Origin of the sequence: Dawidia cretensis, assembly GCF_018598175.1 — a bacterium.
Lineage (GTDB): Bacteria > Bacteroidota > Bacteroidia > Cytophagales > Cyclobacteriaceae > Ohtaekwangia > Ohtaekwangia cretensis.
Genome location: NZ_JAHESE010000016.1, coordinates 119,540 through 138,660, shown reverse-complemented (window position 1 = coordinate 138,660; position 19,121 = coordinate 119,540). Strand labels below are relative to the sequence as shown.

The following is a 19,121-nucleotide window of genomic DNA, read 5'->3' as shown; positions in this document are numbered from 1 at the left end:
ATGTACAAATATGTAGATTTTTTTACTCAAAAAGGGTATCAGAATTGGGATAAAATACCCGGATCTACACGAAAAGCGATGGAATTTTATGAGAAACTAACGTGCTTTTTGCCCCGTTTTAATAACACAAATTCTTCTTGGAGGGTTCCCTGTGTTATTACAGCAATAGACAAGGCTGTAACAAACACAGAGAGACAATCCGGAGATTAAAGCACTATATAAAAGATAACATCATTAGACGTCATTCAGGATTGAGAGGTTAACACCGACTGGAGGTTCTGGCGAATGCGGTTATGTTCACGACGCACGTTGTTAAGACTGGCGCGCAACCGTGTAGCCATATCGGTGTTCCACCCCTTTTTAGAGGCTGCTACAAGTTCGTCAAGGTCTTTTTGAACGCGCTTTTGGTAAACATGAAGGTCTTTGAGGGCTTTATCGACCGGCCGCTTGGCCTTGGCCACCATACCGGGCTTGCGCTCTTCCAAATGCTGCACAGACTGCACGATCGAGTCGCGCAGTTGCATCAGTGAAGTGGAAAGCTGCTCGCGTTCCATCGCTACCTGAAGAGAGTCTTTTATGCCAACATTGTCGGTAGCCTGGCTATACGCCGTCATACTCCCGAGAACAAGGGCGGCAATGACGATAGAGCGACGGCGTTTCATACGGGTATTGTGTTATCCGGAAACGGATAATAAAATATAGTGCCAGGCTGGGAAATGTCAAAAACCCCGGAATTTGAATTAGCTTTTACTCCCGTTGAGGGAGGAATTACCCGATCAGCACGGCAAGATGAGGAGCAGGCTTCCTGGTATACGGTCGGGCTAACGGTCAAACGTAAAAAGCGCGCTATCTGGATTACTTTTGCCCAGTAACAAGTCCCGCACAATCGCCGCGGCGATAACACTAAATGTTATACCATTTCCGCCAAACCCCAATGCAAAATACGTATGCGGCCGCTGCCGGATGCTGCCAATATACGGTAGCCCATCTTTCGTACCGCAAAATGTACCTGCCCATGAGAAGTCTGTTTTAAAAGGTATATCGGGAAATAACTTCCGAAAAGCATGTTCCAATTGTTGCCGCTTCTGCGGGATGCGGGAGTCGCGTTTGTCAGGCTGATAAAAGTCATCGTCTTTGCCGCCGATCAGGATGCGTTTGTCGGAGGTTGTGCGCATGTATAGGTAGGGCGTGGCAGTTTCCCAGATCAGGCTGTTGCGATGCCAGAAATTCTTTTCCTCGAAGGGTTCGCTTATGATCGCATATGTCGAATGCTGTGATTCAATTACCTTCGGTAAATACCGCTGTGATTCATAGCCGCAGCAGATGATGAGCTTGCGGGCGGTGACGGTGTGCCCGCCGGCTGTCAGAAGCTCCACACTGCGTTTGTGATGCCGGATCTGCACGACCTCGGTGTTATCGTAGACCCGCAGACCACGCCGTTGATTGGATGATAGCAAGGCATGCGTAAGATGATAACAATCCAGCTCGGCGCCGTCCCTTGAAAGCAGGCCGGCGGGAGCGGCGAAAGTATATTTGTCACGTACGTCGCGCTCCTCTAACCAGTGCACAGTCGAAATGCCGTGCTGACGCCGCAGCGTATATTCTTTTCGAAGATTCTCTACGTGCTTTTGAAAAGAAGCAAACTGAAAGCTGGGCTTCCTGACAAATTCCACGTCCTTAAACCTTCCGGCAATGGTACCAATGCGGTGGATCGCCTCCAAACACAGCGTATAGCTGCGGACTGCGTGCTGCTGGCCTACGAGCGAAATAAGCTTATGCAGCGGCGTATCAATTTCATATTGCAGTAAGGCCGTGCTGGCAGCCGTGCTACCGTGGCCGGCATGACGGCGGTCCAGCATTAAAACATCAAAGCCTGCTTTGCATACGTGGTCAGCCATCAAAGCGCCGGTAATACCTGCGCCGATAATGGCTACGTCAGCCCGGGTTGAAGTGGGCAGCGAAGGATAACTGTTAAGAATGCCATGTTTCAGAAGCCAGAATGGCGCGTGAGAACGTAGGTCCATAAGGTGTGGGCGTGCTAGTGCAAGACGTTTATGCGCTGGTCGCCGGGCACCTCACGCGTTTCCTGTTTAATGATAAAGACGGCAGTCTTGTCGGGTTTTATACCGGCGCCGTAGTTAACGGTATATACCTTTGTAAATTCGGCTCCGTAAAAGAGAATGATGGAAGTATAATAAATCCACAGGAGCAAAATAACGATCGATGCTGCTGTACCATAGGTCACGCCAATACTGGAATTGGTGACATACACACTAATAAGCGACTTGCCGACTAAAAACAATACCGCCGTGAACGCGGCTCCCACAAATGCGTCGCGCCAGCGAATGGACGCATCTGGCAGCACTTTAAAGATGATGGCGAACAGACACGCAATCACGACGTAGATCAGCATGAAGTTCAAACCTTGAAACAGGTAGACCGACACATCGTTGAAGTATATCTCCAGCCGGTCGTGCAGCAGCTCAAGCAAGGCATTCAGAATGAGCGACACCATCAGCAGAAAGCCTACACTGACAATAAGCGAAAATGAGATCAGCCGGTTTAATAAAAGTTTGAGCAAACCCTTTTTGGGCTTCGAGCGGATAGACCAGATATAATTGATCGAGTCTTGTATCTCCGTAAACACGCCGGTCGCCCCCACCAGCAATACAATGAAGCCTATCACGGCGCCTGATGCGCCTAACTGGGACTTTTCAATATTCTTGATAATATCTTGTATTTGCAGAGCGGCGGAGTTGCCGACCAGGCCGTTGATCTCATCGTAAATACGCCCCTGCACGGCGTCCCGTCCCCAATAAATACCGGCCAGCGAAATGATGATGATCAGAATGGGACCAAGGGAGAATATCGTATAGTATGAAAGTGAGGCGCTGAGCTTCATGCCGTTGTCCTCGATGAACTCCGTGCCGGCCTTTTTTAACACGGACCATATTTGCCGTAGCACGCGCATGTTATTGTGCCCCCGCCTTTGCCAGCAGCCTGGCAACCGATGGGTGGGTATGTGTGCTGTACAGATCTATCAGCGTGCCTTTGCGGCCGTCGTTTGTCTCAATGACGTACATCACAGCGTGGTCGCTGGGGTTGCTGAGTCCTTCGAACCGGTACGACGTAATAACCCGCACCTCTTCCACCGTGTATACCGTGTTGGCCTGCATCGAACGAATCCCCGCCGTCGTGGCGCGGAAGTCGTCGTCGTAGCCTTCCTGCGACATACGTGTGCGACATGCCCGCAGGGTATTCATGTAGGGTATCTCCGTGGCGTTCTTTGTCATGATGCTTGTGTTCCTTACAGTTCCGAAATAGCATTCTCTAGGTCGACGATCTTATCTTGTACGGCACGCACCTGTGGCAGCGCGCTGTTCAGCCAGGTCTTTAAGTTCAGGTCGTTGGTGGCGGCACCATACGACTCGATCTCGCCAATCAAATGTTTATTTTCTTCGCGGATTTCCGTACACCATTTTTCATCAAACTTGCCGGGATTCTCGTCCAGCAACGCGCGTACATGGATTACGTCAGACTCCGTGGCCTCATCGGGCAGGGTTATTACCTGCGACGTGGCAAATACCTCTACCTCGCTTAACAGACTTTGAAAGTCGGGTTTAACCGCCATCGCAGCGTTGCTGGTGCGGGGAGAATTTCTTTCAATGGCTACATCGGCCAGCGCGATGAGGGTGTGCAGGCTGTTGGCCGTCTCAACGACAAACTGCGCGTCGCGCTCATCGGTTTTGTTCTCGAATTTCTCGCGGTTCTTTTCCTCGGCCACGTCTTTGCTTTCCTGCGGCCGACTGCAGGCGACAACCGTGATCCAAGCAACGATTGCCCATAGGCGAATGAATGTGACGTATTTCATAACCTTACTTATTTCGTCTATACATGCTCACTGATCAGGTACGAATTCTGTAGCTTCTTATAAGTCTGGATCAGCGTCGAGGTTGCTTCCAGACCGATCTTGTGGTCGAGCAGATACTGCCGCATGGAGTCGCTAAACGCCGCCTGACTGCCAATGGCGCGCTCATAACCGCGTACCGCCAAGCGGTTCATCCGTAGACACGAACCCATAATGGCTTGTAGTCCGTCACCGGATACGGCCGTCTGTACTTCCATCCACAGCAATAACGTTTTCCCGGCCAGTGTCTGTCCTTCCGTCGGTACGCCTCCCAATCGCTTAATTTCCGCCGTGAGCTCTTTTACTGCATGCAGGCACCCCTGGGCCAACTGGGCAAAAAAGGGAGCTGCATCAAGGCCTTTTACAATCGGTGCCAATAAATCCGTTGCCTGTGCATAACAAGCTATGCGGTCATAGTGCAAACTTACAAGGGAGTTTAACTGGCTGATTTCGCGGGAATGTGTCATAACAATACAATAGAACAATACTTCTCCCCTTCCTGCCAAAAAGAACTGTGCCCGCGCGGGGTGCAGCCGGTGCAGCGGGCACGTAGAGTAAATTCCCCACTTATGCAGACATACCTTTAGAATTACTCGGATTTCAGGAACCGCCGTGTCGAATGAAGGGGCACGATTTTACACAGTATATATTTGCTAACATTTTCTTGAACCGTCCCTATGACCATTTCTAAAGAATCCGACCCGTTCTATAAACGGCTGTCATTTAACCTGATCAGCATTAGTCTGATCGCCACAGCACTTTACATCGGTCAGGATATCCTTCTGCCGCTTTTCTTTTCCATGTTGCTGGCGGCGTTGCTGTTGCCCGCGGTAAAATTCCTGCAACGAAAAAAAATCCCGAAGATCCTTTCGGTGATTCTGTCGCTCACGATCTCGCTCGTATTGGTATTTGGCGTTCTCTATTTCCTCACAACGCAAGTACTAAACTTCCTCGACGACTCCGACATGATCAAAGACAAATTCGACGGTTTGTTACACGATGCCCAACGATGGGTATCGCAAAATTTTCACGTTGGCATTCGCAAACAAAACCAATATATACACGATACGGCTGAAAAGATCAAAACCTCCGGGCCGGCGCTGGTCGGCAAGACCTTCCTTTCGTTGACGGAGATATTCTCCTATCTGATCTTTATTCCCATTTATACGTTTCTACTGCTGTATTACAAAGACCTCATTAAGAAGTTCCTGGTGGACTCGTTTAAGAACAGTAGCGAAGAACACGTCGTTACCATTTTACAAGAGTGCCAAAATGTATCTCAGCATTATATTCTCGGGTTGCTTATTGAGATGACCATCGTCTTTGCCCTTAATGCCGCCGGCTTTTTGATCCTGGGCATTCACTATGCCATATTCCTGGCGCTCGTCGGTGCCCTGCTAAACCTTATTCCCTACGTGGGCATGCTGGTAGCGAATGTGTTCTGTATGATCATTACCATGATATCCAGCCCTGAACTCAGTGACGTTTTGTGGGTGGGTATTGTATTGATGGCCGTTCAGTTTATCGACAATAATTTCCTGATGCCGCTGATCGTGGGCTCGAAGGTGCGCATCAACGCGCTGGCTACCATCGTTGGAGTATTGATCGGAGGTGCGCTGTGTGGTGTGCCGGGTATGTTCCTGGCAATCCCAGGGGTGGCAGTGCTGAAAGTGATCTTTGACCGTGTGAATGGTCTGAAAGCATGGGGGACGTTGATGGGTGATCCCAGTGGGGATAAACAACGTGAGAAGTTGAAGGATGCTGTACATTGATTCGCGCGTATGATATTATTGCTCCGATTGCTGAGGTAGTTATATAAGGATAAACAAAGACGCCCTTGTTGCATGCCATAAGCATCGGCATGGGCTTTGTTTAAGTATTATCAGACCGTTACCGGCTGACGGGTTGCCTCTATGCTGCAGCGGTTTAAACATACGCGCAGCGCAAGGAAAACCATAACAACAGTTCCCATATGTTCCTATATGTTCCCAACAGTTCCCATAAAAAGCCGGACGAGATTCCTGGAGGAAGAGGAAAAGTAGGCGCGAGATACTCCCTACTAAAGCCCTACTAAAGCCCTATCAAAGCCCTATCAAAGCCGTCTGAATACACGACAGCAAATACTGTTCTGGTACAAGGCCCTAACCTGTCCTTTTACTTCCGGCTTGTCAGGAGGCGGAGACCCATACCCACCATGGCGCCTGTCTTCGGACCGACGTGTTACCAATGACACTGTATGACCTATTTTTATAACGATACGTTAAACGATTGTCGACGGGCGGTGTGCCAACAGCCGTCTATAAAGAAAAAAGGCCCGGAGAAAGATCTCCGGGCCCAGGCAATTTCAATCATTACCGCATCAAACCTGTACTACGGCTTGTGATTGAGATTGAGTGCCAGATATACCTGACCGTATGAGTTCTTTGAATTACCCAGGAAATCTTCGGCGGTATTCGAATCAGCAATTCGTGCCAGACCGTAGTTATAGCGAGCACCGATTTGGGCCGCACCCAGGTTGAAACCTATACCGCCCACCAGACCATAGTCGAGCGAACGGAAGTTATCTTTATCCAGCTCGTCTGTGCTGCTACCCAGATCACCTTCGGTGCTGGTGCTGGCCCTCAACAGGTAACCTGCATAACCACCGGCGTGAATCTCTACTGCTTCACCCAATTTAAAGACTGCCAACACCGGCAAATCGAGGTAGTTCAGGTTAAATTTAAACTCCTGGTCAATCGCACCATCGGTTTGGAATTTGGAACCTTTTGTGTCATACAACAATTCCACTTGCAGACCGAATGTCTCTGTGGAAATGATCTCTCCGTACACACCGGCGTTGAATCCGAAACGTGCATTTTCATCATCTACGTCGTCAACATACATATTGCTGACGTTCAGGCCGCCTTTGATACCGGCTTTGCGGTCCTGGGCGAATGTAGTAGTCGCAGCTGAGGTCAATATCATTATCCCCGCAACCAACAGAATGTGTTTCAATTGTGTTTTCATAATCTAGTTCTTAAGTACAAGTTTGTTTTGAGTTTTGTTGTTGCATAGGGGAAAATAACTATGCCACTCTGTATCTTACCGAAAAGCCCTTCTTATAGCCGCTTATCCGTACATTCGCCTCCCCATTTTAGGACATTTCTCTCCTCATTATGAGCATTTCCCAATACGTTGTATTATCCGTTTATAGCACAGCATGACACCATATATTATAGTCTTACCGATTTGCGTGCAGGCTTAAACGTTGTGAAGCGAATGCACTATGACTACAAGCAAAAAGATCCCCTATCACGTATGACAGGGGATCTTTCGATAAGGTATTACCAATCCCATAGATCGGCGTTGTTGCAACATCAATTCTTTCGCGTAGCACCGGCGATCAAAGACACCAGGAAGATCACTACAGCAATGAAGAAAATTACTTTGGCAAAATAAGCTGCACTTGCAGCAATTCCGCCGAATCCAAAAATAGCGGCGATAATCGCTATTATCAGAAAGATTACAGTCCAGCGTATCATAGTATTCAGTTTTTAGTTTTTTGATTATACCTCCATAGAAATTCATGCCAACGTGTATACTCTTTTATAGCACCATAATTCTTTACTCTATAATTACTTAATCATACGATGTCATTTCACTGTAGAATGAAATACACAATACATTCTTAAGAATTTGCCTCCTTGTGTTATTCCATTGACTTTCAACGACGGTATGATTGTTTGTTATACAGTCGCAACAATTCAACAATTAGATCACTTAAATCATACGACTATGACAACGCTCGATTTGAAAGGACGCTGGAACGAAGTAAAAGGCAAACTGAAACAGAAATACGGTGAGCTGACCGACGATGACCTGGTCTTTGCCGAAGGTAAGGAAGATGAGCTGCTGGGACGCCTGCAACAAAAGCTGGGTAAAAAGAAAGAGGAAATTCGCCAGATCATTGAATCGGAAATCTAATTACGCCATGAAGTTTTTGCAGATCATCCTCGCATTTGTTGGAATTACCGTTGTCGCTCTGATGCTGACACAGTGTGAAGGCAAAAAGGGAGAAGCCACAGGCCGCAAATTCGACCAGGAGCGGGAAGAAGTGAAGGAAGAGCTTCGCTCGTTACGAAGAGATATCGACCGGGAGATCGACGAGCTCGGTATCAAGATTGATAACGCTTCAGACGACGGCAAAGCCAAGATGGAAGAAGCCCGTCGTGAGCTTAACGAAGAGAAGCAGGAACTCGATAAGGCCCTCGACAGAGTCGAGAACTCTACCGAAGAAACCTGGGACGATGTAAAAAAGGGCGCCCGCAACACGGCCGAAAAAGTACGGCAAGGCTTCCGCGAACTGGGACAAAAGTTCCATGAGCTTTTTGACGACGATAAGAAGTAACCACTACGAGGAAGAACGATACCCGGGGTTTCGATTAATCGAGACCTCCGGGTGTTGTTTTTTTGTTTTGATTGGATATTAGAAGATATAGTCCGTACTGAGGAATGCCGATTCATGGTTACGAATGATCGTGCTAATAATCTGTTTGTTATTATCGGTGCTCTTGGTGGCCACGAGGGTGCGAATCGAGAATACGCGCAGGGCATCAGCGATGGACAGGGTTCCTTCGGCGGAGTCTTTGCGGCCATTGAAGGGGAATGTGTCGGGGCCGCGTTGGCTCTGGGCGTTGACGTTGATACGACCAACCTGGTTAACGAAGGCATCGATATAAAGGGCAATGCGTTTTGACTCCGTGCCGAAGATACTTACCTGTTGACCAAAGTTGGAGTTGACTACGTATTGGATTGGCTCGTCGTCGGTTTCAAATGGCACGATGGGAATGACGGGGCCGAACTGCTCTTCGAAGTATAGGCGCATCTTATCGTTGACGGGGCATACTACTGCTGGGTAGAAGAAGGCGTTGACAGATTCACCACCGTTTTCGTTTGTTACCTGCGCACCGTTTTTACGGGCGTCTTCTACCAGCTCCTGCAGGTATTCTACTTTACCAGGTTCGGGTAGTGGCGTGAGTGATACACCACTTTCCCACGGCATACCAGGTTTGAGCTTCTTTACTTCTGCGTGGAATTTCTCCAGGAACCTGGAGAGAATGCTGTTGTGTACAAATAAGATCTTCAGCGCGGTGCAACGCTGGCCGTTGAACGACAGGCTACCCGTAATACATTCGCTGACGGCTATATCCAGGTCGGCGTCGGGTAGGACGATGGCAGGGTTCTTGGCGTCGAGGCCGAGGATGGCTTTGAGGCGGTGCGGCTTAGGGTGCAGGCGCTTCAGCTCGTTGGCACCCTTGTTGGTGCCAATGAACGCAAACACATCAAGCTTGCCCGACTCCATCAACGCACCGACGGTCTCGCGACCGCGCCCGTAGATGATGTTAATCACACCCGCAGGAAAATTGTCGCGGAAGGCTTCGAGTAGTGGGCGGATCAATAATACACCATATTTGGCCGGCTTAAAGATCACGGTGTTGCCCATGATCAGTGCGGGGATGAGCGTGGTAAACGTTTCGTTCAGTGGATAGTTGTAGGGGCCCATGCACAACGACACTCCCAGGGGCACGCGGCGGATCTGTGCCATGAAGCCTTGCTCTTCTACGAGCTTGGCAGCATTGCGATCGAGATCTTTGTAGGCTTTGATGGTGTCGACAATATAGTCACAGGTGCGGTCGAATTCTTTTTCCGAGTCTTTGAGGGTCTTGCCGATTTCCCACATCAGCAGCCTGACTACTTCGTCGCGGCGCTGGCGCATGGCGGCCAGGAATTTCTCGACGTGGGCAATGCGCTCCGTGACACTGCGCGTCGGCCAGAAACCCTGCCCAAGGTCATATGCTTTCACGGCGGCGTCGAGGGCTTCCAATGATTCTTTAGTCGTCAGCAACGGCGTGCTGCCAATGACTTTCTGCGTATAGCCGGCGCCGTCTTTTACGAATACCGGACTGAGGACGGGATTGAGACTGCCGGTCCAGGTTTTGAGCTCGCCACCGACGAGGTACTCGCGCTGGTCAATAGGCTGGGCAAGACGAAATGCTTCGGGAATGGCATCTTCCGCCGGGAAGACGTTGGCTAGAATTTGGCTCATGTATGAATTGATTTAAGGAGGTTGGCAAGTCTATCGCTGCAATGTACTCCCTTAATCAAGTCAAATCAATGCCGAATGCCGCATACCTTGCAGAACTTCATTTTGCCGGGTGGGCGTTTTTTGGGCGGACGCTTGTGACCAAAGTACATGGGGTCGGAGTATTGGGGCTTCATCATCTCCTTCTCCGCCCTACGTTTTGCCTTTACAGTCGCATGCATGCGGTCGGCGTATTCTTTCTGCGACTCCACCGTGGGGCCTTTGCCGCTACGTCGTTTGGAATGGTGCCGGGGTGCTTCTGCCGGCGCAAAGTTCGGGTCCACCGTCGACGGTGAATTTTGGAATGTATTGCCGTCGCGCTTGCGCTTTTTGGACGATTGTCCGTAGGCCGTACAGACCACCAACACCAGCAGAATAGAAAGAAATGACTTCATAAGCTTGATTACAAAGATATTAACTATTCTCCAGCGGAAATAGTATAAACGAGGGTTATGGTACATGGCAAACCATCGACAGCCGGTAAATGCGGTCGCCGGGATGCAGGTCTTACCGTCAGTGTATTCGGTCGCGGAGAATACAGCAGAATGGCTAAATTCGTTAAAACAAACCTTTGCACCCATGAAAGCCCTTGCTATTTTCATTCTCCTGCTGGTCTTTTTCCTGCCGGAAACCGTACATGCCTCCGACCCTGTACCGCTGGCCATCGGCGCCGCTGCACCCGACTTCTCGCTACCCGGCACGGATGGCAAAACGTATACACTCAAAAACTTTGCCCAATACAAGTTCCTGGTGATTGTCTTCACCTGCAACCACTGTCCCACGGCCCAGGCCTATGAAGACCGCATCAAACAACTCGCCGCCGACTACAACTCCAAAGGCGTGGGCTTTGTTGCCGTCTCGCCCAATGACCCGGAAGCTATACGCCTCGATGAACTGGGCTATACCGACCTGAGCGACACATTTCAAGAAATGAAGATCCGTGCTCGCGACAAACAATTTAATTTTCCCTACCTCTATGATGGTGAGACGTCGGCTGCATCAAAGCTCTACGGCCCCCAGGCAACACCGCACGTCTTCATCTTTGACGGCAAGCGCACATTGCGCTATACCGGGCGCATCGACGACAAAGAGAAGCCCGGTACTGCAACGGTGCACGATGCGCGGCACGCGCTCGACGCGTTGGTCGCCGGCAAGCCTGTCCCGGTGGAGAAAACCAAAACCTTCGGTTGCTCTATCAAGTGGCCCGACAAACGCGACTTTGCTAATCAGGCCGTGGGCGAATGGGCAAAAGAAAAAGTAACGATTGATGAATTGAATGGAGAGCAACTACAGGTGCTGCTGAAGAATGAAGGTACAAATTATAAGCTCATTAACGTGTGGGCCACGTGGTGCGGGCCGTGTGTGGCGGAGTTTCCGGAGTTTGTGAATATGAACCGGATGTACAGGAACCGGGAGTTTGAATTGGTGACCATTAGTTTGGATGATATCAACCGGAAGCCGAATGCGTTGAACTTTTTGACGAAGAAGCAGGCTTCGACGAAGAACTATATATTTAATGGTGACAAGTATGCTTTTATTGATGGGCTGGATAAGAATTGGGAGGGGTCGTTGCCGTATACGTTGTTTATTGCTCCGGGTGGGAAGATCATTTATGGGAAGCAGGGGGTGATTGATGCGTTGGCGCTGAAGAAGGTTATTGTGGAGAAGATTGGGAGGGTTTATTAAATGCAGACACACCCATCTGGAGACTGGCAACAGTGTGGGCCAGCATCACATAAATATTTACCGTTCGAACATATCGGGTTGATCTTCTGATCGCTTTAATAGGTTAGCGTCAATGGACTTGCTGGCTTTGACGCCGAGCTTTTTAAGGTTTTCTACACGCCCTACAAGGTTGCCACTGCCTACGGAGAGTTTTTTCATAGACTCTTCGTAAAACTTCTTGGATGTTTCCAAGTGGCGCCCCAGGGAAATCATATCGTCGGAGAAGCCTACGAATTTATCGTACAGATCACCGGCCTTACTGGCGATCTCGATCACATTGCGTGTCTGATATTCTTGTTTCCAGTTGTTCTTAATGAGCTGAAGCGAAGGAATCAATAGTGTAGGGCTTACGAAAACGATGCGACGTTCGAGCGCTTCTTCGTATAACATCTGCTCACTTTGGATCGCGAGAATATAGGCCGGTTCTACCGGTATAAACATGATGACAAAATCGAGACTACTGTCACTTATATTCTTCTGATAATTTTTATCTCCCAACAGTTTCATGTGCTGGCGAATCGATATCAGGTGGCTTTTTAGGGCAGCCACTTTTTCTTCCTCCGTTGCTGCGTTGACAAAATTTGTGTAGGCCGTGAGGCTCACCTTTGAGTCTATGATGACGTGTCTTTTTTCGGGCAGGCGTATAATTACATCCGGGCGTAGACGGCCTTCAGCCGTGGTAAAAGACTCCTGAATGAAGTATTCCCGGTCTTTTTCGAGGCCCGATTTTTCGAGGATGCTTTCGAGTATAAACTCACCCCAGGCGCCTTGGGTCTTTGCATCGCCGCGCAAGGCGCGGGTGAGGTTTTCGGCTTCGCGTGTCATTTGCACGTTGAGCCGCTGCAGATTTTCCAGCTGCTCGCGTAGGGCCGCGTTGCGGGTGATGGTGTCTTTGTGCGTGTCTTCGACGCGCTTTTCAAAGTCGGTGATCTTTTCGCCGAGCGGCTTGAGGATGTCGAAAAGGTTTGTGCGGTTTTGCTCCGTGAACTTTTTGCTCTTTTCTTCAAAGATGTCGTTGGCGAGATTCTTAAATTGTAACGCAAACTTTTCGTTGAGCGCTTCCATTTCCTTGCGCTGCTCTTGCAAACGTTCTTGCAAGTTGCGGTGGTCGGCTTGCGCGGCGGCGAGCTTGTGATTCATTTCCAGGAGGCGAGCGCGTTCGGTGTCGAGCTCGAGCTTGAGTACTTGCGATTGCGATTGCAAAGCTTTGCTACGCTCTTGTTCGGCCAGGAGCGGGCCGGAAAAGCTTTGGGTTTCGGCGGTGAATTTGTATTTGGCAATGAACCATGCGGCGAGGGCGCCGATGGCGAGACCTATTATCAACAATACTATTTCCATTCTTTTTGTTTGCGGTTTCCTGGGGCCGACGGGTTAAACGAACCAGTTTATCTCTTTTCCTTTTTCTTGTTCTATTATCTTTTCCGGGATTGCTTTTTCTTTTTCCGGTCTACTACCTTTTGCGTCAGGCCGCGCCAGCCTCCACCTATTAGATGTTTTAAATACGTTTTAATTTGGGGGTGCAATTTGTCATGTCTGAACCTATTTCTTTCGAAAACAGTCGTAAAAACTTTAAAGTTTTCATTTTTGGCGGCGGGAGGGTTTCTATTTAGGGTTTACGGACGTGATTTGGTAAATTTGCCTGATACCCTGAGTTTATTGTATATGCTGCACGCCATCACATCAAGTCAAGAAGCCATTTCGCTGGAAGATCAGTACGGAGCGCACAATTACCATCCGCTGCCCGTCGTGCTGTGTAAGGGCGAAGGTGTGTTTGTCTGGGATGTGGAAGGCAAACGCTACTATGATTTTCTGTCGGCGTATAGCGCCGTCAACCAGGGACATTGCCATCCGCGTATTATCGATGCGCTGATCCGGCAAGCGAAAGAGCTTACGCTCACCTCACGTGCATTTTACAACGACAAGCTCGGACGTGCAGAGAAGTATATCTGTGAGCTCTTCGGATATCAGAAGGCGCTCTTTATGAACAGCGGCGCGGAGGCCAACGAAACGGCAATCAAGTTGGCGCGCAAGTGGGGCTATACCAGGAAAGGTATCGCAACCGATCAGGCTGTGATTGTTGTGGCCAGCAAAAACTTTCACGGTCGTACCACTACCATTATTTCTGCTTCTACCGATCCCGACTCACGCGGCGGCTTTGGGCCGTTTATGCCGGGCTTTGAAATAGTCGAGTATAACAACACGACTGCGCTGGAAACGGCGTTGGCAAATCCGAACGTCTGCGGGCTATGGATCGAGCCGATCCAGGGGGAGGCCGGCGTGTATATTCCAGCAGAAGGTTATTTGAAGACGGCGGAGCAACTGTGTCGCAAGAATAATGTATTGCTCATGATGGATGAAATCCAGACGGGCATTGCACGCACGGGTAAAATGCTGGCATCTGATCATGAAGATGTACGGCCTGACTTGTTGATACTCGGCAAAGCATTGTCAGGTGGTACTATGCCAGTATCCTGTGTGTTGGCGGACGACGATATTATGCTGGTGATCCGCCCGGGCGAGCATGGCTCTACCTTTGGCGGTAATCCGCTGGCGGCAGCAGTCTGTATCGAGGCGTTGCAAGTGGTTTTGGATGAGCGCCTTGCGGAGAATGCGGCGCAGTTGGGCGTGGTTTTCCGTCAGCGTATGGAAGCGTTGATCCGCAAGACGGATCTGATTACGCTGGTGCGCGGAAAAGGGTTGTTGAATGCGATTGTGATCAACGATACGGCCGAAAGCAAGACGGCCTGGAATCTCTGTGTGGCTTTTATGAAGGAAGGGTTGCTGGCGAAGCCTACCCACGGCAATATCATTCGTTTTGCGCCACCGCTCACTATTACGGAAGAGCAGTTGCATGATTGCTGTGATATGATCGAGCGCGCCGTGTTGGCGTACCGCAAGTAACATTCTTATGGTTCTTTTGCGGTGATCGATTTTGGGGATTCTAATAGACTCACTATAAGGTTACAATAAGGTATCCATAGCTATGGTATAAGTATGCTATAGGTATGCCTGTAAGTATGCCATAGGGAAGCCCCTCCGGGATGCCTTATTATCTTATCCTTTGCGGCGTTGACGTACTACTTCATAGATGGCGACGCCGGCGGCGACCGATACGTTGAGGGAGCCGATCTTTCCCTGCATGGGGATGCGGGCCAGCTCGTCGGCTTCGCGGATCAATACATCTGAAATACCATCTTCTTCTGAGCCCAGAATAACTGCGATGGGGCCTGTCAGGTTTACGTCGTAGAGGTCTTCTTTGGCCTTTTCCGTACACGCTACCACGCGTATACCGCTGTCGCGCAACAATTTGACAGTTTTTTTCAGGTCGGCTTCACGCGCTACGGGCAGGTGATTGAGGGCGCCCGCCGAGGTTTTCATGGCGTCGCTGGTAATGGGGGCGCTGCCTTTTTCGCCAATGATGATACCGTCCAGGCCGGCGCACTCCGCCGTACGGGCCATGGCGCCAAAGTTGCGAACGTCGGTAACACGATCCATGAGCAGAAAAAATGGCTCACGGCCTTCGCTAAAGGCCTTGTCAATGAGGTTATCCAGGGGTACAAAGGTTACAGCGGCCAACAGGCAGATGACGCCCTGGTGGTTGCGGGAAGACATGCGCTTGAGCTTATCGGCCGGCACGAACGTGAAGGGTACCCGGTGATTTTTAGCCGTGGCGATCAGCTCTTTTATCAGGTCATTGGTCAACCCGGACTGAATCATCACTTTTTCGATTTCTTTTCCTGCCACAATGGCCTCGATCACGGCCCGGGTGCCGTAAATCATGTCTGATTTTTCCATGTCGGGCAAAAGTCCAAAAATGAATTCGCAAATCACAATAAATTTAAGGTGATTATATTTGGCCCTTTAACAACCAACGACTGCATGTCTATTAAAATCAGAAAGGAAGATGCCCTGAATTACCATATGCAAGGGCAGCCGGGAAAGATTGAAGTAGTACCGACCAAAGTACTGAGTACCCAGCTGGACCTCGCGTTAGCATATTCACCCGGGGTGGCCGAACCCTGCAAAGAAATTGCCGCCAATAAGGAGGACGTCTATAAATACACTGCAAAGGGCAACCTCGTTGCCGTGATCTCCAACGGTACGGCCGTATTGGGATTGGGTGACATTGGTCCGGAAGCGTCCAAGCCCGTCATGGAGGGTAAGGGTGTTTTGTTCAAGAAGTTCGCCGGCATCGATGTGTTCGACATCGAGATCGACGAGAAGGATCCCGACTCCTTTATCAAGATCGTGAAGTCGCTGGAGCCCACTTTTGGTGGCGTTAATCTCGAAGACATCAAAGCCCCCGAATGTTTTAAGATCGAGACGGAGCTGAAGGAGAAAATGAACATCCCGGTTATGCACGACGACCAGCACGGCACGGCGATCATTTCGGCCGCGGGGCTGCTGAACGCGCTCGAGATCGTCGGCAAGAAGATGGCCGAGGTCAAGATCGTCGTGAACGGTGCGGGTGCTGCCGCGGTGAGCTGTACCAAGCTATACATCGCCCTCGGTGCCCGGAAGGAAAACATCATTATGTGCGACAGCAAGGGCGTGCTGAACACCAAGCGCACGGGCCTGGATTCCATCAAACAACAGTTTGTACTAGACGTGCCCTTCAACACGCTGCAAGAAGCGATGGTCGGCGCGGACGTATTTATAGGCCTCTCGGTGGCCGACGCTATTACGCCGGAAGACCTCAACAACATGGCCAAAGACCCGATCGTGTTTGCGCTGGCCAATCCGAACCCGGAGATCGACTATACTTTAGCGCGCCGCACGCGGCAAGATGCTATCCTCGCAACAGGCCGCTCCGATCATCCTAACCAGGTAAACAATGTGCTGGGCTTCCCCTATATCTTCCGCGGCGCACTCGATGTACGCGCGCAGGAGATCAACGAGGAGATGAAGCTCGCCGCGGTGCATGCCCTGGCGGAACTGGCCAAGGAACCTGTACCCGACATGGTGGCAAAAGCCTATGGAACCGACCGCATTCAGTTTGGTCGCGAGTACCTCATTCCCAAGCCACTCGACCCACGCCTGATTACCACGGTGTCGCCGGCGGTAGCCAAGGCGGCGATGGACTCGGGTATTGCGAAGCACCCGATCACCGATTGGGGTGCGTATCATCATGACCTGCAACGCCGCATTGGTATAGATCAGAAGCTTATTTCGCGTATCATCGAGCGCGCCAAACAGAATCCCAAGCGCGTGGTCTTTGCCGAAGCAAATCACCACAAGATTCTCAAAGCGGCACAGATCCTCAAAGACGAGGGCATCGCGCATCCGATTCTGCTGGGTAATCGCGAAGAGATCCTCGCGTTGATCAAAGAGTACGACCTCGACCTGGCAGATTGCCCGATCATCTATCCGCGCGAAGACGACGCTACAGTAGCCCGCTACGCCGAACGCTTATACCAGAAGCGCCAGCGCAAGGGTCTCTCTTACCTGGACAGCATGCGCCAGATGCGTGAGCGCAATTACTTTGGCGCGATGATGGTAGAGTTCGGCGACGCCGACGCGCTCGTCAGCGGTCTGACCAAAGACTATCCGAAAACCATTCTGCCTTCGCTGCAGATCATCGGCACCGCCGACGGTGTCGATCGCGTGGCGGGTATGTATATCATTATGAACAAAAATGGCACGTTCTTCTTCGCCGATACAACGGTCAATGTCAACCCGAATGCGCAAGAGCTGGCCGGTATCATTGAGCTCACCGCGCGAGGTGTGAAGTTCTTCGACATGGACCCGCGCATCGCGGTATTGTCGTACTCCAACTTCGGTTCGTCGACAGGCGAGGTGCCGACCAAAACACGTGAGGCCGTACGGTTGGCGCGGGAGAAAGATCCTTCGCTGGTAGTAGAAGGTGATATTCAAGGCAACGTGGCGTTTGACACGAGAATACAACAGGAAACATTCCCGTTCAGCGCGCTGGCCGACCAGCCCGCCAACACACTCATCTTCCCCAACCTGGCGTCGGGTAATATTGCATACAAGCTGTTGATGGAGATCGGTGGTGCGGACGCGATTGGTCCGATTTTGTTAGGCATGAAGAAGCCGGTACACGTGCTGCAGCTGGGCAGCTCCATTCGCGAGATCGTCAATATGGCGGCCATCGCCGTAGTGGATGCGCAATTACACGAGCAGAACGATCACCTTTAATCGATATCGTCACCATGCAGGACGCAGCCTATTGGGTACGTTGTTTAGACCTGAAGCCTCACCCGGAAGGAGGCTTTTACCGTGAGACATACCGCGCTGCGGAAGCTATTGAAACCTCTGGCCTGCCGGCACGCTTTACCGGCAGGCGGAGCTTCTCCACCGCCATTTATTTTCTTTTGCGGGAGCAGGATCGCTCGGTGTTTCACCGCATCCGCTCCGACGAGCTCTGGCATTACCACGCCGGCGACAGTCTTTCCATTTATGTATTGCACGAAGAAACCGGGCTGACAGTGCACCGGTTAGGCGCTGATCTCTTACAGGGTGACTCGTTGCAAGTAGTCGTACCGGCCAACACCTGGTTCGGCGCTCGCCTCCAAGCACCGGGTCGCTATACGCTGGCGGGTTGCACGGTAGCCCCGGGATTTGACTTTGTCGACTTTGAAATGGCCGATCGCGCGACACTGCTTAAAACTTTTTCGGGCCATGCCGACATCATAACGTCGCTGACAAACCCGTAAATGCTGTTGATGCTGCGCAGACTCTCTTTCCTCCTCCCCTTTCTTTTGTGCCCGTTCACTGCGCTGCTTGCGCAGCAGGAAACGTTTAAAGGCGTGGTGGTGGACTCTACTACGTTTGCGGCGTTGCCCTTTGTGAACATACGTGTAAAGAATTCTCTGCGCGGTACTTCTACGGACATGCAAGGAAGTTTTGTCATTACCGCTACGCGGCGCGATACGCTCGTATTGTCGGTGGTGGGCTACCAGACCATCGAGCAGCCCTTATGGGATTGGGAACCGAGCGTGATCCGCATGCGCGATAAGAGCATTCTGCTGAATACCGTTACGGTGCAATCGCGGCGGATGGATCCGTACGAGGGCCTGTTTGACGAGGAGAACGAAAAGATCGACCGCCGTCGCGTACCATTTTATTTATCGCGGACGAAGAAACAAAAGCGCAAGCTGGTCTGGCTGAGGGAAGACAACGCCCGGGCGCAGACGTATGTCGATGTGGTCATCAATACTCCGGAGACCAAAAGCGGGTTGATGCAAAAGTATGCGCTGACGGAAACAGCGTACTATGATTTGCTGGCCGATTTCAATACACGCAATGTGAAGGTGATGTATTACCTGACCGCCCCGGAGCTGGTCTCGTTGCTCAACAATTTCTTTGAGAGCAACGCTCCAACCCCCACCCAGAAATAATCCACCC

General features: G+C 50.7%; 21 protein-coding genes. 9 read left to right on the top strand and 12 right to left on the bottom strand.

From position 1 onward, the window contains the following. Nucleotides 1-210: hypothetical protein (locus tag KK062_RS16485; protein ID WP_254085423.1), on the top strand; the 210-nt coding region annotated here is incomplete at its 5' end. Nucleotides 211-245: 35 nt separating this feature from the next. Here KK062_RS16485 and KK062_RS16480 read toward each other — a convergent pair. From KK062_RS16480 to KK062_RS16455, 6 genes are all read right to left on the bottom strand, one after another. Beyond that, on the bottom strand, nt 246-662 hold the full coding sequence (locus KK062_RS16480; RefSeq protein ID WP_254085422.1) for a hypothetical protein: 417 nt from the start codon (nt 660-662) through the stop codon (nt 246-248). Between the two features lie 159 nt (nt 663-821). Next, nucleotides 822-2,024: an NAD(P)/FAD-dependent oxidoreductase gene (locus KK062_RS16475; RefSeq protein ID WP_254085421.1), complete on the bottom strand. Its 1,203-nt coding sequence runs from the start codon at nt 2,022-2,024 to the stop codon at nt 822-824. Nucleotides 2,025-2,038: 14 nt separating this feature from the next. Beyond that, nucleotides 2,039-2,971, bottom strand: coding sequence for a YihY/virulence factor BrkB family protein (locus tag KK062_RS16470; protein ID WP_254085420.1), 933 nt, complete (start codon nt 2,969-2,971; stop codon nt 2,039-2,041). A gap of 1 nt (nt 2,972) precedes the next feature. Continuing rightward, entirely contained in the window at nt 2,973-3,293 is a 321-nt protein-coding gene (locus KK062_RS16465; RefSeq protein ID WP_254085419.1) for a hypothetical protein, read from the bottom strand. A gap of 14 nt (nt 3,294-3,307) precedes the next feature. Further along, entirely contained in the window at nt 3,308-3,871 is a 564-nt protein-coding gene (locus KK062_RS16460; protein WP_254085418.1) for a DUF4142 domain-containing protein, read from the bottom strand. Between the two features lie 17 nt (nt 3,872-3,888). Continuing rightward, entirely contained in the window at nt 3,889-4,374 is a 486-nt protein-coding gene (locus tag KK062_RS16455) for a DUF2383 domain-containing protein (protein WP_254085417.1), read from the bottom strand. Between the two features lie 210 nt (nt 4,375-4,584). Between KK062_RS16455 and KK062_RS16450 the strand changes: the two genes are divergently transcribed. Further along, on the top strand, nt 4,585-5,679 hold the full coding sequence (locus KK062_RS16450) for an AI-2E family transporter (RefSeq protein ID WP_254085416.1): 1,095 nt from the start codon (nt 4,585-4,587) through the stop codon (nt 5,677-5,679). 598 nt (nt 5,680-6,277) lie between these two features. On the opposite strand, the gene KK062_RS16445 is transcribed toward KK062_RS16450, so the two are convergent. Both KK062_RS16445 and KK062_RS16440 read right to left on the bottom strand, forming a co-directional pair. Further along, a complete protein-coding gene (locus tag KK062_RS16445) occupies nt 6,278-6,913 on the bottom strand; it encodes a porin family protein (RefSeq protein ID WP_254085415.1) in 636 nt (211 codons plus the stop codon). 350 nt (nt 6,914-7,263) lie between these two features. Then, nucleotides 7,264-7,428, bottom strand: coding sequence for a DUF1328 family protein (locus KK062_RS16440; RefSeq protein WP_254085414.1), 165 nt, complete (start codon nt 7,426-7,428; stop codon nt 7,264-7,266). A gap of 253 nt (nt 7,429-7,681) precedes the next feature. Here KK062_RS16440 and KK062_RS16435 point away from each other — a divergent pair, with 253 nt between their 5' ends. Both KK062_RS16435 and KK062_RS16430 read left to right on the top strand, forming a co-directional pair. Next, nucleotides 7,682-7,870, top strand: a complete 189-nt coding sequence (locus tag KK062_RS16435; RefSeq protein WP_254085413.1) for a CsbD family protein — start codon at nt 7,682-7,684, stop codon at nt 7,868-7,870. 7 nt (nt 7,871-7,877) lie between these two features. Further along, nucleotides 7,878-8,294, top strand: a complete 417-nt coding sequence (locus KK062_RS16430; protein ID WP_254085412.1) for a sll1863 family stress response protein — start codon at nt 7,878-7,880, stop codon at nt 8,292-8,294. Between the two features lie 78 nt (nt 8,295-8,372). Here the strand turns inward: KK062_RS16430 and KK062_RS16425 are convergent, their stop codons facing one another. Both KK062_RS16425 and KK062_RS16420 read right to left on the bottom strand, forming a co-directional pair. Further along, the gene (locus tag KK062_RS16425) at nt 8,373-9,992 is read right to left on the bottom strand and encodes an NADP-dependent glyceraldehyde-3-phosphate dehydrogenase (RefSeq protein WP_254085411.1); all 1,620 of its coding nucleotides are present in this window, start codon (nt 9,990-9,992) and stop codon (nt 8,373-8,375) included. A 65-nt stretch (nt 9,993-10,057) separates the two neighbouring features. Beyond that, nucleotides 10,058-10,423: a hypothetical protein gene (locus KK062_RS16420; protein WP_254085410.1), complete on the bottom strand. Its 366-nt coding sequence runs from the start codon at nt 10,421-10,423 to the stop codon at nt 10,058-10,060. A gap of 184 nt (nt 10,424-10,607) precedes the next feature. Between KK062_RS16420 and KK062_RS16415 the strand changes: the two genes are divergently transcribed. Next, nucleotides 10,608-11,714, top strand: coding sequence for a redoxin family protein (locus KK062_RS16415; protein WP_254085409.1), 1,107 nt, complete (start codon nt 10,608-10,610; stop codon nt 11,712-11,714). Nucleotides 11,715-11,771: 57 nt separating this feature from the next. Here the strand turns inward: KK062_RS16415 and KK062_RS16410 are convergent, their stop codons facing one another. Next, nucleotides 11,772-13,091: a DNA recombination protein RmuC gene (locus KK062_RS16410; RefSeq protein ID WP_254085408.1), complete on the bottom strand. Its 1,320-nt coding sequence runs from the start codon at nt 13,089-13,091 to the stop codon at nt 11,772-11,774. 324 nt (nt 13,092-13,415) lie between these two features. Here KK062_RS16410 and rocD point away from each other — a divergent pair, with 324 nt between their 5' ends. After that, nucleotides 13,416-14,654 carry an ornithine--oxo-acid transaminase gene (gene rocD, locus KK062_RS16405; protein WP_262899236.1) on the top strand — a complete coding sequence of 413 codons (1,239 nt, stop codon included), beginning with the start codon at nt 13,416-13,418 and terminating at the stop codon, nt 14,652-14,654. A gap of 153 nt (nt 14,655-14,807) precedes the next feature. On the opposite strand, the gene rlmB is transcribed toward rocD, so the two are convergent. Further along, complete coding sequence (gene rlmB, locus KK062_RS16400; protein WP_254085407.1) at nt 14,808-15,548, bottom strand: 23S rRNA (guanosine(2251)-2'-O)-methyltransferase RlmB; 741 nt, start codon at nt 15,546-15,548, stop codon at nt 14,808-14,810. An 84-nt stretch (nt 15,549-15,632) separates the two neighbouring features. Here rlmB and KK062_RS16395 point away from each other — a divergent pair, with 84 nt between their 5' ends. From KK062_RS16395 to KK062_RS16385, 3 genes are read left to right on the top strand one after another with little or no spacing between them, the layout of a single operon-like run. After that, a complete protein-coding gene (locus KK062_RS16395) occupies nt 15,633-17,912 on the top strand; it encodes an NADP-dependent malic enzyme (RefSeq protein WP_254085406.1) in 2,280 nt (759 codons plus the stop codon). A gap of 14 nt (nt 17,913-17,926) precedes the next feature. Beyond that, a complete protein-coding gene (locus KK062_RS16390) occupies nt 17,927-18,430 on the top strand; it encodes a cupin domain-containing protein (RefSeq protein WP_254085405.1) in 504 nt (167 codons plus the stop codon). Between the two features lie 9 nt (nt 18,431-18,439). Next, nucleotides 18,440-19,114: a carboxypeptidase-like regulatory domain-containing protein gene (locus KK062_RS16385; protein ID WP_254085404.1), complete on the top strand. Its 675-nt coding sequence runs from the start codon at nt 18,440-18,442 to the stop codon at nt 19,112-19,114. Nucleotides 19,115-19,121 lie beyond the last annotated feature (7 nt).